16 protein-coding genes are annotated in these 14,725 nt (G+C 67.7%); all 16 read right to left on the bottom strand.

Annotated elements, in window-relative coordinates:
- Window positions 1–18: 18 nt before the first annotated feature.
- Window positions 19–1,851, bottom strand: a complete 1,833-nt coding sequence (glmS, locus tag ML01_RS23340; protein WP_058557797.1) for a glutamine--fructose-6-phosphate transaminase (isomerizing) — start codon at window positions 1,849–1,851, stop codon at window positions 19–21.
- An 80-nt stretch (window positions 1,852–1,931) separates the two neighbouring features.
- Window positions 1,932–3,293, bottom strand: coding sequence for a bifunctional UDP-N-acetylglucosamine diphosphorylase/glucosamine-1-phosphate N-acetyltransferase GlmU (glmU, locus tag ML01_RS23335; RefSeq protein ID WP_058557796.1), 1,362 nt, complete (start codon window positions 3,291–3,293; stop codon window positions 1,932–1,934).
- A 69-nt stretch (window positions 3,294–3,362) separates the two neighbouring features.
- Window positions 3,363–3,857: a peptidylprolyl isomerase gene (locus ML01_RS23330; RefSeq protein WP_058557795.1), complete on the bottom strand. Its 495-nt coding sequence runs from the start codon at window positions 3,855–3,857 to the stop codon at window positions 3,363–3,365.
- 93 nt (window positions 3,858–3,950) lie between these two features.
- Window positions 3,951–4,376 (bottom strand): F0F1 ATP synthase subunit epsilon, encoded by a 426-nt coding sequence (locus ML01_RS23325; RefSeq protein ID WP_058557794.1) that lies wholly within the window; start codon window positions 4,374–4,376, stop codon window positions 3,951–3,953.
- A gap of 68 nt (window positions 4,377–4,444) precedes the next feature.
- Window positions 4,445–5,821 (bottom strand): F0F1 ATP synthase subunit beta, encoded by a 1,377-nt coding sequence (gene atpD / locus ML01_RS23320; RefSeq protein ID WP_058557793.1) that lies wholly within the window; start codon window positions 5,819–5,821, stop codon window positions 4,445–4,447.
- 83 nt (window positions 5,822–5,904) lie between these two features.
- Window positions 5,905–6,768 carry a F0F1 ATP synthase subunit gamma gene (gene atpG, locus ML01_RS23315; RefSeq protein WP_058557792.1) on the bottom strand — a complete coding sequence of 288 codons (864 nt, stop codon included), beginning with the start codon at window positions 6,766–6,768 and terminating at the stop codon, window positions 5,905–5,907.
- 104 nt (window positions 6,769–6,872) lie between these two features.
- Window positions 6,873–8,414, bottom strand: a complete 1,542-nt coding sequence (atpA, locus tag ML01_RS23310) for a F0F1 ATP synthase subunit alpha (protein ID WP_058557791.1) — start codon at window positions 8,412–8,414, stop codon at window positions 6,873–6,875.
- Window positions 8,415–8,471: 57 nt separating this feature from the next.
- Window positions 8,472–9,011, bottom strand: a complete 540-nt coding sequence (locus ML01_RS23305) for a F0F1 ATP synthase subunit delta (protein WP_058557790.1) — start codon at window positions 9,009–9,011, stop codon at window positions 8,472–8,474.
- Window positions 9,012–9,023: 12 nt separating this feature from the next.
- Window positions 9,024–9,494: a F0F1 ATP synthase subunit B gene (locus ML01_RS23300; protein ID WP_058557789.1), complete on the bottom strand. Its 471-nt coding sequence runs from the start codon at window positions 9,492–9,494 to the stop codon at window positions 9,024–9,026.
- Between the two features lie 98 nt (window positions 9,495–9,592).
- The gene (atpE, locus tag ML01_RS23295) at window positions 9,593–9,826 is read right to left on the bottom strand and encodes a F0F1 ATP synthase subunit C (RefSeq protein WP_058557788.1); all 234 of its coding nucleotides are present in this window, start codon (window positions 9,824–9,826) and stop codon (window positions 9,593–9,595) included.
- A 93-nt stretch (window positions 9,827–9,919) separates the two neighbouring features.
- The gene (atpB, locus tag ML01_RS23290; protein WP_058557787.1) at window positions 9,920–10,783 is read right to left on the bottom strand and encodes a F0F1 ATP synthase subunit A; all 864 of its coding nucleotides are present in this window, start codon (window positions 10,781–10,783) and stop codon (window positions 9,920–9,922) included.
- A 27-nt stretch (window positions 10,784–10,810) separates the two neighbouring features.
- Window positions 10,811–11,155 (bottom strand): ATP synthase subunit I, encoded by a 345-nt coding sequence (locus ML01_RS23285; protein WP_254045364.1) that lies wholly within the window; start codon window positions 11,153–11,155, stop codon window positions 10,811–10,813.
- Between the two features lie 214 nt (window positions 11,156–11,369).
- Complete coding sequence (locus ML01_RS23280; RefSeq protein WP_058557814.1) at window positions 11,370–12,281, bottom strand: ParB/RepB/Spo0J family partition protein; 912 nt, start codon at window positions 12,279–12,281, stop codon at window positions 11,370–11,372.
- A 144-nt stretch (window positions 12,282–12,425) separates the two neighbouring features.
- Window positions 12,426–13,214, bottom strand: coding sequence for a ParA family protein (locus ML01_RS23275; protein WP_058557785.1), 789 nt, complete (start codon window positions 13,212–13,214; stop codon window positions 12,426–12,428).
- Between the two features lie 108 nt (window positions 13,215–13,322).
- Window positions 13,323–13,988: a 16S rRNA (guanine(527)-N(7))-methyltransferase RsmG gene (rsmG, locus tag ML01_RS23270; protein ID WP_058557784.1), complete on the bottom strand. Its 666-nt coding sequence runs from the start codon at window positions 13,986–13,988 to the stop codon at window positions 13,323–13,325.
- Between the two features lie 266 nt (window positions 13,989–14,254).
- Window positions 14,255–14,392 (bottom strand): hypothetical protein, encoded by a 138-nt coding sequence (locus tag ML01_RS29235; RefSeq protein WP_156427724.1) that lies wholly within the window; start codon window positions 14,390–14,392, stop codon window positions 14,255–14,257.
- Window positions 14,393–14,725: the final 333 nt, after the last annotated feature.

The following is a 14,725-nucleotide window of genomic DNA, read 5'->3' as shown; positions in this document are numbered from 1 at the left end:
CGACCACCGAGGACGCGGCTACTCCACGGTCACGGACTTGGCCAGGTTGCGCGGCTGGTCGACGTCGGTGCCCTTCAGCGTTGCGACGTGGTAAGCGAGGAGCTGCATCGGGATCGTGAACACGAGCGGGTCGATGAGATCGTCGGTCTCGGGCAGGCGAATGACGGTGATGCCGGCCTCTTCCTGCATCGGCACCTGGGTGTCCGCGAAGACGAAGAGCTGGCCGCCGCGGGCGCGGACTTCTTCGAGATTGGACTTGAGCTTCTCGAGCAGCGCGTTGTTCGGTGCGACGGCGACGACGGGCATGTCCTCGTCGATGAGGGCCAGCGGCCCGTGCTTGAGCTCGCCGGCGGGATAGGCCTCGGCGTGGATGTAGGAGATCTCCTTGAGCTTGAGCGCCCCTTCCATTGCGATGGGGTACTGCTCGCCGCGGCCCAAGAACAGGCAGTGGCGCTTCTCGACGAAGCGCTCGGCGAGGCGCGCGATCTGCGGGTCGATGGCGAGCACCGCTTCGATCTGCGCCGACAACCCGCGCAGCAGCGCCACCGCCCGGGCCTCCGCGGTCGTATCCATGCCGCGGGTGCGGGCGAGGCTGATGGTAAGCAACAGCAGCGCCACGAGCTGGGTGGTGAAGGCCTTGGTGGAGGCGACGCCGATCTCCGGACCCGCGTGGGTCAGCAGCACCAGATCGGACTCGCGCACCAGCGAGCTCTCCGGCACGTTGCAGATGGCGAGGGTCTTGGCGTAGCCGCTGTCTTTCGCGATGCGCAGCGCCGCGAGCGTGTCGGCGGTCTCGCCGGACTGCGAGATGGTGACGAAGAGCGCATCCTTCGGCACCACGTGCTTGCGGTAGCGGTACTCGCTCGCGACCTCGACCTGGCAGGGCATGTTGGCGAGGGCCTCGACCCAGTACTTCGCCACCAGCCCGGCGTGATAGCTGGTGCCGCAGGCGACGATGGTCACCGCCTGCGCGTTCGCGAGCACGGCCTCGGCCTCCAGCCCGAAGGCCTCCGGCAGCACGCGCTCGGCGCCGAGCCGCCCTTCGAGCGTGTCGGCGATGGCGCGCGGCTGCTCGAAGATTTCTTTCTGCATGAAGTGCCGATACTCGCCGCGCTCGGCGGAGTCCGCGGCGACGGAGGATTCCCTTACCGGGCGCTGCACGACCTCGCCGTCGCGGTTCCAGATGGTGACGCCGTCGAGCCTGAGCTCCGCGAGGTCGCCTTCTTCAAGGAACATGAAGCGGTTCGTCACCGGCAGCAGTGCGAACACGTCGGAGGCGATGAAATGTTCTTGGAAACCGATGCCGATGACCAGCGGGCTGCCCTGGCGGGCGGCGATGAGTCGGGTCGGATCGCGTGCGTCGATGACGCCGAGGGCATAGGCGCCGTCGAGCCGCACGGTGGTGCGGCGCACCGCCTCGACCAACGAATGCCCGGCCGCCAGCTCATCGTAGATGGCGTGGACAATGACCTCGGTGTCGGTCTGGGACGTGAACTTGTGCCCGGCGGCCATCTGCTCGGCGCGCAGCCGCGCATGGTTCTCGATGATGCCGTTGTGCACGATGGCACAGCGCTCGCCGGACAGGTGCGGGTGCGCGTTCTCGGTGGACGGCTCGCCATGCGTCGCCCAGCGCGTGTGGGCGATGCCGAGGGTTCCGTCCAGGGGCTCCACCGCGCAGGCGTCCACCAGTTTCGACACCTTGCCGAGGGTGCGCAGCCGGCGCATGCCGTTCTCGCTGCTCAGCACGGCGAGCCCGGCGGAGTCGTAACCGCGGTATTCGAGCCGCTTTAGGCCCTCCAGCAGGATGGCCGCCACGGGCCGCTGGGCGATGGCGCCGACGATGCCGCACATGGGGGGGAAACCTCCGCAGTGGTGTTGCCGATCGGCGGGGTAAAGGTGCTAGGAGCTAGCTCCTAGCCCCTAGCCCCTAGCTACTTCTTCAAAGGCCGTTGCCAGCCCTCGACCGTCACCTGCCGCCCGCGCGCCACGGTCAGCAGCTCCGGCGGCGCGTCATGCACGATCACGGAGCCGGCGCCGATTGTGGCGCCCGGTCCGATCGCCACCGGCGCCACCAGCGCGCTGTTGGAGCCGATGAAGGCGCCGTCGCCGATGACGGTACGATGCTTGTTCGCGCCGTCGTAGTTGCAGGTGATGGTGCCGGCACCGACGTTGACGCCGACGCCGATGTCCGCGTCGCCGATATAGCTTAGATGGTTGACCTTGCTGCCGTCGGCGATGCTGGATTTCTTGATCTCGACGAAGTTGCCGACGTGGCAATCACGGCCGATGTCCGCCTCCGGGCGCAGCCGCGCGAAGGGGCCGATGCGCGCGCCGGGGCCAACCCGGGCGCCCTCGATGAGGCTGTTGGCCAGCACCTCCACGCCTTGGCCGATCTCGCAATCCTTCAGCACGCAGTTGGGGCCGATGCGGCTGTCGGCGCCGATGCGGACACGACCTTCGCAGATCAGGTTCACGTCCAGAACGACGTCCCGGTCGCACTCCAGCGTGCCGCGGATGTCGATGCGGGCCGGATCGATGATGGTGGTGCCGCGCTGCATCAGACACTCGGCGACGCGGCGCTGGTAATAGCGCTCCAGCTCCGCGAGCTGCGCCCGGTCGTTGATGCCGGCGACCTCTTCCAGGGTCTCGGGCTGCGCGGTGACGACATCGACGCCGTCGCTGGTGGCCAGCCCAATGACGTCGGTCAGGTAGTACTCGCGCTGAACGTTGTCGTTGGTGACGCGCCCGAGCCAATCGGCCAACCGCGCCCGATCCGCAACGATGATGCCGGTGTTGACCTCGGTGATGCCGCGCTCGGCCTCGCTCGCGTCCTTTTGCTCGACGATGCGCAGCACCTTGCCGTTCGGGGCACGGACGATGCGCCCGTAGCCGCTCGGGTCCGCAAGCCGCATGGTCAAGAGCCCTAGCGCCGTGTCAGCGCTATCGGCGATGAGCCGGTTCAGCGTCTCCGCCTCGATCAGTGGCACGTCGCCGTAGAGCACCAGCACACGGCCGACCTCGGCGAGCGCCGGCAGGGCCTGCTGCACGGCATGGCCGGTGCCCAAGCGTTCCGGCTGCTCCACCCAGACGCAATCCGCGTCGGCGAGCCGGCTTGGCACCAGCTCGCCGCCGTGGCCGAAAACAACGCAGATGCGCGCGGCACCGACCGCCTCCGCCGCATCGAGCACGTGGTGGAGCAGCGGCCGGCCGGCCAGGGGATGCAGCACCTTGGGCAGGGCGGAACGCATGCGCGTGCCCTTGCCGGCGGCGAGAATGACGACGCCTAAGCTCATGCTGAGCTCACCTCCTGGGGGCGAAGGGCGGGTGACGGAAGGCGGCGGGCATGGCGCGCGACGGGACGCTCAGTGGAGCGTCCGCGGCGCATCGACATCGCCCGCGGCGTCTTGGTGGAGCTCGGCCGCCGTGGGCTCGCGCACGTCGCGGATGCGGACAAGCACGCAGAGGTGCTTGCCCGCGAGCGGGTGATTGCCGTCCACCGTCAGGCGGCCGTTGGCGATGCGGGTGACGTAGAAGGTGCGCACGTCGCCGGCGTCGCTCTGCATCTGCACCTCGGCACCGAGCTCATGAAACTGCGGCGGCACGTTGTCGAGGTCGTCGCTGAAGGTCAGGTTGGGATCGTACTCGCCGAAGCCGCTCTGGTCCGGCGTCAGCTCCAGTCGAACCTCCTCGCCGGCGCGCTTGCCCTCCAGGGCCTCATCCATGCCGCCGATCAGCTCGTTGTGGCCGCCCTGGATATAGCTGATGGGCAGCTCGCTCTGCTCAAGCACCTGTCCCCGCTGGTCGCGGATGCTGTAGGTGAGCGAGACGAGCTTGCCGTTGGCAACGAGCTCGGACATGGTGATGCCTCGGTGGCGACGAACGGCCCGAGCATAGCGCAACTGGTGCCAGCGCCAAAACGCCGACGACACCGAGCGGGCGCGGGGGGCAGATCAGCCCGCGCGCATCTTGCGCAGCTTTTCGATGGCGCGCAGTTGGGCGATGGCCTCGGCCAGCTCGGCCTGGGCCTTGGCATACTCGAACTGGGCGGTCTGGCCGGCGAGGGCGTCTTCGGCGCGGCGCTTGGCCTCCAGGGCCTTGGCCTCGTCGATGTTCTCGGCGCGGATGGCCGTGTCCGCGAGCACCGTGACGACGTCCGGCTGCACCTCCAGCATGCCGCCGGAGACATAGAAGTGCTCCAGGGCGCCCTTGTCGTCCTCGACGCGCACGTCACCGGGCTTGAGCCGCGTGATGAGCGGCGCGTGGCGCGGGGCGATGCCGAGCTCGCCCATCTCGCCGGGGGCGTAGATCATTGCCGCCATGCCGGAGTGGATGGCACCCTCGGCACTGACGATGTCCACGTGAATCTGCATTGCCATGTCGGCGTGCTCCAGGGATTGTTCGATCGAGGCCGACGCCCCCGCTCGGGGGACGCCGGCGCTCCGACTTACATCTTCTGCGCCTTCTCCACGGCCTCGTCGATGGAGCCGACCATGTAGAAGGCCTGCTCAGGCAGCCCGTCGTGGTCGCCGTTGACGATGGCCTGGAAGCCCTTGATGGTGTCCTTCAGCGACACGTACTTGCCGGGCGAGCCGGTGAAGACCTCGGCGACGAAGAACGGCTGCGACAGGAAGCGCTGGATCTTGCGCGCGCGAGCGACGATGAGCTTGTCCTCGTCGGCGAGCTCGTCCATGCCCAGAATCGCGATGATGTCCTTGAGCTCCTTGTAGCGCTGCAGCGTGCCCTGCACGGCGCGCGCCGTGTCGTAGTGCTCCTGACCGACGACGTTCGGGTCCAGAATCCGGCTGGTGGAGTCGAGCGGGTCCACGGCGGGGTAGATGCCGAGCTCGGCGATCTGCCGCGAGAGCACCAGCGTCGCGTCCAAGTGCGCAAAGGTCGTCGCGGGCGACGGGTCCGTGAGGTCGTCCGCGGGCACGTAGACGGCCTGGAAGGACGTGATGGAGCCGGTGCTGGTGGAGGTGATGCGCTCCTGCAGGGCGCCCATCTCGGAGGCCAGGGTCGGCTGGTAGCCCACCGCGGAGGGCATGCGGCCGAGCAGCGCGGACACCTCGGTGCCGGCTAGCGTGTAGCGGTAGATGTTGTCGATGAACATCAGCACGTCGCGGCCTTCGTCGCGGAAGAACTCGGCCATGGTGAGGCCGGTCAGCGCGACGCGCAGGCGGTTGCCGGGCGGCTCGTTCATCTGGCCGTAGACGAGCGCAACCTTGTCGAGCACGCCGCCTTCGGTCATCTCGTGGTAGAAGTCGTTGCCCTCGCGGGTACGCTCGCCGACGCCGGCGAACACCGAGAAGCCCGAGTGCTCGACGCCGATGTTGCGGATCAGCTCCATCAGCGTGACGGTCTTGCCGACGCCGGCGCCGCCGAACAGGCCGACCTTGCCGCCCTTGGAAATGGGCATGATGAGGTCGATGACCTTGATGCCCGTTTCCAGGATCTCGGTGGCACCCGACTGCTCCTCGAAGGACGGCGGCTTGCGGTGGATGGACCAGTGCTCCTCGGCACCGACATCGCCCTTCTCGTCGATGGGTCGGCCGAGCACGTCCATGATGCGCCCAAGGGTCGCCTGGCCCACCGGCACGCTGATGGGCTTGCCGGTGCTGGTTACATCGACGCCGCGCTGCAGCCCGTCGGTGGAGCCCATCGCGATGGTGCGCACGACGCCGTCGCCGAGCTGCTGCTCGACCTCGAGCGTCAGACCGTTCTTGTCGATGATCAAGGCATCGTAGACCTTGGGCATCTCGCCGCGCGGGAATTGGACATCGACGACGGCGCCGATGATTTCCACGACCTTACCGGAGCTCATAGTGTGTTCCTCGTCTGCTGCTACGCGCCACGGCGCGAGGCGAATCGTGTCGGGTTGGGAATTCGGATACGGGCGCGGGCGCGCTAAACCGCCGCTGCGCCACTGACGATCTCGGCCAGCTCCTGCGTGATCGCGGCCTGGCGGGCCTTGTTGTAGACGAGCTGCAACTCATCAATGAGGCCGCCGGCGTTGTCGGTGGCGGCCTTCATCGCGACCCGGCGGGCGGCCTGCTCGCAGGCACCGTTCTCGACCACGGACTGGTAGACGAGCGACTCGATATAGCGCGTCAGCAGATTGTCGAGCACGAGCTTCGCGTCGGGCTCGTAGATGTAGTCCCAGATCGGGCCCCGGGGGGCGTCGTCCTCGGCCTTCAGCGGCACCAGTTGCCGAACGGTCGGCCGCTGGGTCATGGTGTTCTCGAACTCGTTATACGCAACGTAGACGACGTCGACCTCGCCCTTCTCGAAGGCGTTCAGCATCACCTTCACGGTGCCGATCAGGTCTTCGATGTGCGGCTTGTCGCCGAGGTGCGTCACCTGCGCCTCGACCCGGCCGCCGAAGCGCCGAAAGAAGCCCAGCGCCTTACTGCCGATGGTGCAGAACACGGGCTCGATGCCCAGCTCGCGCTGGTCGCGGATCTGGCCGATGAGCCGGCGGAACAGGTTCGCGTTGAGCCCGCCGCAGAGGCCGCGGTCGGACGACACCACGATGTAGCCGACCCGCTTCACGTCACGCTCGGCGGCAAGGAAGCTGTGGTGGTACTCGGGCGACGCCTTGGCGAGGTGGCGAATCACCTGGAGCATCTTTTCCGCATAGGGTCGCGACGCACGCATCCGCTCCTGCGCCTTGCGCATCTTGGACGTGGCGACCATCTCCATGGCCTTGGTGATCTTCTGCGTGCTCTTGATGCTCGCGATCTTGGTACGGATCTCTTTGGCGCCTGCCATGGGGAACTCCGTCGAATACAGGTGCTGGGTGCTAGGCGCTGGGTGCTAGGTGCCACGGAGCAGGCGCGATCCGCCTAGCCCCTAGACCCTAGCCCCTAGCCACCTCACCAGGTGTTGTTTGCCTTGAAGTCCTTCACTGCAGCGTGGAGTGAGGCCTTGATGTCGTCGCTGTAATCGCCGGTGTCGTTGATCTGCTCGAGCAGCGACTTCTGCGCCGATGCCACGTAGCTCTGCAACGCGCGCTCGAAGGCGACGACCTTCTTCACCTCCACATCGTCGAGATAGCCCTCGTTAACCGCGAACAGCGAGACCGCCATCTGCGAGACGCTCTGCGGGCTGTACTGGAGCTGCTTCATCAGCTCGGTGACGCGCTCGCCGCGCTCCAACTGTTTGCGGGTCGCCTCGTCGAGGTCGGACGCGAACTGCGAGAAGGCCGCGAGCTCGCGGTACTGGGCGAGCGCGAGGCGGATACCGCCGCCGAGCTTCTTGATGATCTTCGTCTGCGCCGCGCCACCGACGCGGGACACCGACAGACCGGCGTTGATGGCCGGGCGGATACCGGCGTTGAAGAGATCGGTCTCGAGGAAGATCTGGCCATCCGTGATGGAGATAACGTTGGTCGGCACGAACGCGGACACGTCGCCGGCCTGCGTCTCGATGATCGGCAGCGCCGTCAGCGAGCCGGTCTTGCCCTTGACCGCGCCCTTGGTGAGCTTCTCCACCTCGTGCTCATTGATGCGTGCGGCACGTTCCAACAGGCGCGAATGCAGATAGAAGACGTCACCGGGATAGGCCTCGCGACCCGGCGGGCGGCGGAGCAGCAGCGACACCTGACGATAGGCCCAGGCCTGCTTGGTCAGGTCGTCGTAGATGATCAGCGCGTCCTCGCCCTTATCGCGGAAGTACTCACCCATGGAGCAGCCGGCATAGGGCGCGATGAACTGCATGGCCGCGGAGTCCGACGCACCCGCGTGCACGATGATGGTGTGCTCCATGGCGCCGTGCTCTTCGAGCTTGCGCTGCACGCCGGCCACCGAGCTGTTCTTCTGGCCCACGGCGACGTAGATGCACTTAACGCCGGTGCCCTTCTGGTTGATGATCGCGTCCACGGCGACCGCGGTCTTGCCGGTCTGACGGTCGCCGATAATGAGCTCGCGCTGGCCGCGGCCGACGGGCACCATCGCATCGATGGCCTTGAGGCCGGTCTGCATCGGCTGGTCGACGGACTTACGGGCGATAACGCCCGGGGCGATCTTCTCGATGGGCGACGTGCCCTGAGCCTGCACCGGACCCTTGCCGTCGAGCGGCTGGCCGAGCGAGTCCACGACGCGCCCGAGCAGCCCCTCGCCCACCGGCACCTCCAGCACGCGGCCGGTGCAGCGCACCCAGTCGCCCTCGGACAGGCCGGTGTAGTCGCCGAGCACGACCGCGCCGACCGAATCGCGCTCCAGGTTCAGCGCCAGGCCGAAGATGTTGTTCGGGAACTCCAGCATCTCGTAATACTGGGCGTCCGACAGGCCGTAGATGCGCACGATGCCGTCCGTGAGGCTGACGATCGTGCCCTCGGCCCGCGCCTCGGTCTTGAGGTCGAACTGCTCGATCTTCTGTTTGATCAGATCGCTGATCTCAGAGGGATTCAGTTGCATGGGTTGCTCCGATGGGGGCTCCGATGAGGTGTACGCCGCAAGCCGCGCCGGCGGACATCAGAATTGCAGGTCGTTGGACAGCCGCTCCAGGCGTCCGCGCAGCGAGCCGTCGATGACGATGTCGCCCGCGCGGACCTTGATGCCGCCAATGAGGTTCGGGTCCTCGGCCACGGTCAGCTCCACGTCGCCGCCGAAGTAGGCCTTGAGGCGCTCCGCGAGGGCATCCCGGTCGGCGTCGGCGACGGCGAAGGCGCTGGTGACCTGGACGTGGCGCAGGCCTTCGTAGGCGGTCTTCATCTGCGCGAACAGCCGCGCGATGTCCGGCAGCACGACCAGGCGCCTGTTCACGGCGAGGAGCCGCACCAGGTTCTGTAGATGCAGGCTCAGACCCTCACCGGCGACGGCGAAGATCAGGTCGCGCAGTTGCTCGGCGGTCGCCTTCGGATTGCCGATCTGCTCACCGAGCTGCGGGTCCTCGACGATCGTGCCGAGCAGCGTCAGGCCATCGGCCCAGGCGTCCAGGCTGCCGTCGGACCGGGCGACCTCGAAGGCCGCCTCGGCGTAGGGACGGGCGATGGTTGTGGTGTCTCCGGCCATGCTGTTCGCCCCTTAGATCTGCTGCGCGAAGGACTCGACGATGTCCTTGTGCGCGGTGGCGTCGACCTCGCGCTGGAGGATCTTTTCCGCCGCGGCAATGGCCAGGTGCGCCATGCGCTCGCGGAGCTCTTCCCGCGCGCGATTGGCCTCCTGCTCAATCTCCGCCTGCGCCGCGTGGCGGATGCGCTCCGCCTCGGCCTGCGCGTCGCGCTTGGCCTCGTCGAGGATCTCGTTGTAGCGCTTCTGCGCCTGCGCAACGACATCCTGCGCACTGCTCTTGGCCTCCTTCATGACCTCGACGGCGCGCTGCTCACCGAGCTCCTGCTCCTGCTTGCCGCGCTCGGCAGCAGCCAGGCCCTCGGCGATTTTGGCCGTACGCTCTTCGAGCGCCTTCATGATCGGCGGCCAGACGTACTTCATGCAGAAGGCGACGAACACGCCGAAGGCGATCATCTGCACGAACAGAGTAAGGTTGATGTTCATCCGTCTGCCTTTCTGACGTTTGCCTCTGGAATGGAGAAGCGATCACCGATCGCGTTGCCGGCGGACACGGTGGACCGCTTGGCTCTGCCTCCGCTCGCTTAGAGGGCGAACATCGCATACAGACCCATCGCGATGGCGATGACCGGCAGCGCGTCCGTCAGACCCATGACGATGAAGAACTGCGTGCGCAGCATCGGAATGAGCTCCGGCTGGCGAGCGGCGCCTTCCAGGAAGCGGCCGCCGAGAACGCCGATGCCGACACCGGCGCCGATGGCACCAAGACCGAGCATCAGGCCGGCGGCCACATAGACGAGAGCTTGTGCGAGTTCCATGAGATTCCCCTCGGGGTCTGTCTGGTTGGGAGGATTGGGTTATCGAAAAGGGTCGCCCGGCGCGGCACCGATGGGTGGCGCCGCGCTCCGGCATCAATGATGCTGATGGGCCATGTCCAGATAGACGATGGTCAGCACCATGAAGATGAAGGCCTGCAGCGTAATGATCAGGATGTGGAAGATGGCCCAGGCCAACTGTAAGGTCGCGCCGGAGATATCCAGCAACAGGCTGTGCCCGTACATCAGCGCAATCAGGATGAAGATCATCTCGCCGGCATACATGTTGCCGAAGAGTCGCAGGGACAGTGATAGCGGCTTCGAGAACAGGCTAATGCCCTCAAGCACCAGGTTGGCCGGCATGCCGAGCTTGCCAAAGGGCTGCAGCGACAGCTCCGCGGCGAAGCCACTCACGCCCTTGATCTTGAAGCTGTAGTAAAGCACCAGCAGGAACACGGCGATGGACATGCCGAAGGTGATGTTCGGGTCCGTGGTCGGCACGACACGCATATAGACGTGATGAGGGTCGGCGCCGAGCAGGCTCATAAGCTGCGCAAAGCCGTACGGAATCAGGTCGACCGGGAGCAGGTCCATGAGGTTCATCATGAACACCCAGACGAACACCGTGAGCGCCAGCGGCGCGACGAGGTCGTTCTTGGCGCTGAATGAGCCGCGGACGTTCTCGTTGACGAAGTCCACGATCCACTCGAAGAAGTTTTGCGCGCCCGACGGCACGCCGACGGTGGCCTTGTTCGCCACGCCGAGCATGAAGCGGTAGGCCAGGTAGCCGAGACCGAAGGACCAGAGCAGGCTGTCCACATGCAGCGCCCAGAAGCCCATTGCGGCGGCTTCCTCGGCATTGTGCGCAAAGCTGAGCCCGTGCTCGGGGTGCAGACCGAGGGTCAGGTTGGTCAGGTGGTGCTGGATGTATTGCTGGGCGGTGAGCGTTTCGGCGGACATCGAACAACCCTGGTTTGGCGGTGAGCGTTAAACACTCGGCCGCGATGCAAACAGCGCGGGCAGCACCTGCACCGCGAAATACGCGCCGAGCAGAGCCGGCAGATTGAGAGACGGAAGGGTGACAAACGCGAGCGTGAACAGCCCGAGAATCAGCACGATCTTGCCAATCTCGGCCATATAGATACGCAGCGCCAGCTCCGTCGGCGCATCAGCGCGGTAGCGACGGAATACCCTCAAGGCAAACACCCAATTGGCGAGGAGGCAAACCCCGGCGCCAATGGCCGCCGACGTTGCAGCCCATCCGCCGAAAGGCGCGGCCGCCACAACCGCAACGAGCGCGAAGACCGACTGCCAAAGCAGCAGACGGCGCAACTGTGCGCGATCGCGTGGACCGAGGCCGCGGGACTCCCCGTAGCTCACCTGCCCCCCGTAAAGGCCCGCCAGTATAAGCGTGCCCGAATATTATGGTCAAACCCCTGACTCAACGGCGCGCATCTTGCCATAACGGGAGGTGTCCAGTCTTACGGTTTTATGACGCGTCGCAGCAAATTGATGACGCAACGCAACAAGCGCCCGCGCCCGTCGCTCAGCGGATGTGCTCGAGGATGCCGTCGAGCTCGTCCAGGCTGTTGTAGGCGATGACGAGCTTGCCGGCGCCCTTGGTGCCGTGCTGGATGGCGACACGCGCCCCCAGGCGCTCGGCCAGGTCGTCCTGGAGCCGACGGATGTCCGGGTCCGGCGCGGGCGTACGCTCGGACGGGGCACCGCCTTGTTCGCTTTGCAGGCGACGTACCAGGCGCTCGGTCTCGCGCACCGACAGGCCGCGAGCGACGACCTGGCGCGCCGCCAGCGTCTGCGTGTCGCCCTTGAGCCCCAGCAGCGCGCGCGCGTGGCCCATCTCCAGGCGGCCGGCGTCGAGCAGGGCCTTGACCTCGGCACCGAGCTCCAGCAGGCGCAGCAGATTGGTCACCGTGGTGCGTGACTTGCCCACGGCTTCCGCCACCTGCTGGTGGGTGAGGCCGAACTCCTCTTGCAGCCGATGCAGCGCGCCGGCCTCCTCCAGGGGCGCGAGGTCCTCGCGCTGGATGTTCTCGATGAGCGCGATGGCGAGCGCGGTCTGCTCGTCAACGTCGCGCACCACCACCGGAATCTCGACCAGCCCCGCCTGCTGGCTCGCGCGCCAGCGGCGCTCGCCGGCGATGATCTCGAAGCGCCCGCCGGCCACCGGCCGCACGACGATGGGCTGGATGACGCCCTGGCTCGCGATGGACTCCGCGAGCTCGCGCAGCGCCTCGGCGTCGAACTCGCGCCGGGGCTGGTAGCGACCGCGCTCGATGCGCTCGATGGGCAGGCGCTGCACGGACTCGCCGGGGGCGGCGCTGGTCAGGGGCTCGACGGCGGCGGCGTCCGTTGCAGCGTCATCGGCCGCGTAGTCGCGGGCGCCGCTCAACAGCGCATCCAGGCCGCGGCCAAGGCCCCGCTTCTTCGCGCCGGTCATCGGCTTGTCCTCATCGCCTGGCCGGGCTGCCGATGCCGCCTGCGCGGCGGGCGCCCGGATGGGGTCTTCGGCGGCTCGGGGTGGTCGGGCATCGGTGGTGGGCGGCGGGTCGAGCAGCGAGATCGCATTCTTCATGTCAGCGGATCAGGCCGCGTTGGGGGCCGACTCGCGCCGGCGCAAGAGCTCGCCGGCGAGCGCCAGGTAGGCGACGGCACCGCGGGAGTTGCCGTCGTACTGGAGCGCCGACATACCGTGGCTCGGCGCCTCGGCGAGGCGCACGTTGCGCGGCACGATGCTGCGGAACACCTGGCCCTTGAAGTGGGTCACGAGCTGCGTGGATACCTGGTTGGACAGGTTGTTGCGCGGGTCGTGCATCGTGCGCAGGATACCCTCGATGCGCAGCCCGCTGTTGCGGCTGGCGCGGATCTGATCGACGGTGTCGAGCAGCGCGGACAGCCCTTCGAGCGCGTAGTACTCGCACTGGATCGGGATCAGCACGCCGTCGGCGGCAACCAGCGCGTTGACGGTCAGCATGTTCAGCGACGGCGGGCAGTCCAGCAGGATGATCTCATAGGCGGCGGACTGCGCGGCGAGCTTGTTTGCGAGCGTGCGCTCCCGCGCACCACCCTGCATCAGGCCCACCTCCGCCGCGGTCATGTCGCCGTTGGACGGCAAGACATCGAAGCCCGGCGCCGGCTCCGGCACCCGAACGACGCACTGCGAGAACGGGGCGTCGTTCAGCAGCAGGTCGCAGCCGGTGCGCTCCAGCGTGTTCTTGTTCACGCCGACGCCCATGGTCGCGTTGCCCTGCGGGTCCATGTCCACCAGCAGCACGCGCCGCTTCATCGACGCCAGCGACGCGGCGAGGTTGACGGCGGTGGTGGTCTTGCCGACGCCGCCCTTCTGGTTTGCGATGGCGATGATGCGGGCCATTTGAGTCCTGCTGGGGGAAATCCTGCTGGGAAGATCCTGCTGGGGAGATTTAAGCCCGCAGCGGCGGAAGCTGCCGCAACGGCGTGCGCACGATGCAGGCGCATGTCGTCAGGCGAAGGGCACCTCGATCAGGCAGCGCGCGGCATCGAGCTGCGGCACGCTGAATCGATGGATGACCGCCGCTTGCGCCTGCACGCGCTCGGGGGCGGCCATCGCCAGTGCCGCGAGCTCCTGCTCCGGGTCCCGCCCCTTCAGCGCCAGCAGCCTGCCGCCCGGCGCCGCGAGCGGCGCGCAAGCGCGGCACAGCTCGGCGAGGGACGCCACCGCGCGGGCCGTCATGGTAGCGAAATTCATCTGCGGCCGGTACGCCTCGATCCGGGCCTGCACGACGGCGACGTTGCCGAGGCCAAGATCGAGCACCGCCTGACGCACGAAGCGGAGCTTCTTCGCGTTGCTGTCGAGCAGCGTGAAGGCGAGCTCCGGCCGCATGATCGCGAGCGGCAGCCCCGGCAGCCCGGCGCCCGTGCCGACGTCGAGCACCGGTCCCTGTCGCACCCAGGGCAGCACGGCCAGGCTGTCGAGCAGGTGGCGCGGGACCATGTCCAGCGGGTCGCGCACGGCGGTCAGGTTGTAGGCGCGGTTCCAGCGCGCGAGCAGCTCGACGCAGGCGAGTAGTCGCGCGCGCTGCTCCGCATCCGCGCCGACGCCGAGCGCGACGAGGCCCGCGTCGAGCCGCGCGCCCAGCGCCGATTGACCATCGGCGCCCGCTGCCATCAGGCGCGCCGCCAGTTCGGCTTGAGCCGGTATCCGGTGCGGCTGCCGCTCATGCGGTTCGGCTCGGTGTCGGACATGGATGGCAAACCGCGCGGGGGTCCAAGGGCCGTGGCGCGCGAACGACGCCGGTGCTGCACGACAGTCTACCCGGTCGAACAGACGCCATGAAGGTGTAATAGCGCCCCTGCGCGATCGTCACGCCGAAGGCCGCGATCATCGTGCCGGCCACATCGCCTGCCGCACGCAAGCGGTTCGTACAGCGGACACTACTGCGCTGGGATCGCCGGCTTTCCAGCCGGCTCGCCGCCGGCGCGGCGGACCGGGATCGCCGGCTTTCCAGCCGGCTCGCCGCCGGCGCGGCTCGATGCCGCGTCGGCGGCGTCCTGGCCGATCAGAGAGCACATGCGCGCTCGTCCGGCCGGCCGCGCGGCATGGGCAACCGCCCGGCTCCCGCGCCGCAGATCGCGCGCCGGGGGCATCGAGCCCCCGGCACGCGAAGCCGGCTGAAAGCCGGCGCTCCCAGTCGGCGCCCGACTGGGATCGCCGGCTTTCCAGCCGGCTCGCCGCCGGCGCGGCTCGATGCCGCGTCGGCGGCGTCTGGGCCGATCAGAGGGCGCATGCGCGGTCGTCCGCCTGGCAGCGCGCCATGGGCAACCGCCCGGCTCCCGCGCCGCAGATCGCGCGCCGGGGGCATCGAGCCCCCGGCACGCGAAGCCGGCTGAAAGCCGGCGCTCCCA

It is taken from the genome of Thiohalocapsa sp. ML1 (assembly GCF_001469165.1).
Classification (GTDB): domain Bacteria; phylum Pseudomonadota; class Gammaproteobacteria; order Chromatiales; family Chromatiaceae; genus Thiohalocapsa.
The sequence above is the reverse complement of the archived record's forward strand: the minus strand, read 5'-3'. Positions and strand labels throughout refer to the sequence as shown.

Bases quoted from the DNA above. Each gene is read 5' to 3' on its own strand.
- atpE (WP_058557788.1), bottom strand. From the start codon at position 9,826: ATGGAACTCGCACAAGCTCTCGTCTATGTGGCCGCCGGCCTGATGCTC.
- ML01_RS23280 (WP_058557814.1), bottom strand. From the start codon at position 12,281: ATGACCGGCGCGAAGAAGCGGGGCCTTGGCCGCGGCCTGGATGCGCTG.
- atpG (WP_058557792.1), bottom strand. From the start codon at position 6,768: ATGGCAGGCGCCAAAGAGATCCGTACCAAGATCGCGAGCATCAAGAGC.
- glmU (WP_058557796.1), bottom strand. From the start codon at position 3,293: ATGAGCTTAGGCGTCGTCATTCTCGCCGCCGGCAAGGGCACGCGCATG.
- ML01_RS29235 (WP_156427724.1), bottom strand. From the start codon at position 14,392: ATGTGCTCTCTGATCGGCCAGGACGCCGCCGACGCGGCATCGAGCCGC.
- ML01_RS23275 (WP_058557785.1), bottom strand. From the start codon at position 13,214: ATGGCCCGCATCATCGCCATCGCAAACCAGAAGGGCGGCGTCGGCAAG.
- ML01_RS23325 (WP_058557794.1), bottom strand. From the start codon at position 4,376: ATGGCAATGCAGATTCACGTGGACATCGTCAGTGCCGAGGGTGCCATC.
- atpA (WP_058557791.1), bottom strand. From the start codon at position 8,414: ATGCAACTGAATCCCTCTGAGATCAGCGATCTGATCAAACAGAAGATC.
- ML01_RS23330 (WP_058557795.1), bottom strand. From the start codon at position 3,857: ATGTCCGAGCTCGTTGCCAACGGCAAGCTCGTCTCGCTCACCTACAGC.
- glmS (WP_058557797.1), bottom strand. From the start codon at position 1,851: ATGTGCGGCATCGTCGGCGCCATCGCCCAGCGGCCCGTGGCGGCCATC.
- atpB (WP_058557787.1), bottom strand. From the start codon at position 10,783: ATGTCCGCCGAAACGCTCACCGCCCAGCAATACATCCAGCACCACCTG.
- ML01_RS23305 (WP_058557790.1), bottom strand. From the start codon at position 9,011: ATGGCCGGAGACACCACAACCATCGCCCGTCCCTACGCCGAGGCGGCC.
- ML01_RS23300 (WP_058557789.1), bottom strand. From the start codon at position 9,494: ATGAACATCAACCTTACTCTGTTCGTGCAGATGATCGCCTTCGGCGTG.
- rsmG (WP_058557784.1), bottom strand. From the start codon at position 13,988: ATGGCAGCGGGCGCCGATGGTCAATCGGCGCTGGGCGCGCGGCTCGAC.
- atpD (WP_058557793.1), bottom strand. From the start codon at position 5,821: ATGAGCTCCGGTAAGGTCGTGGAAATCATCGGCGCCGTCGTCGATGTC.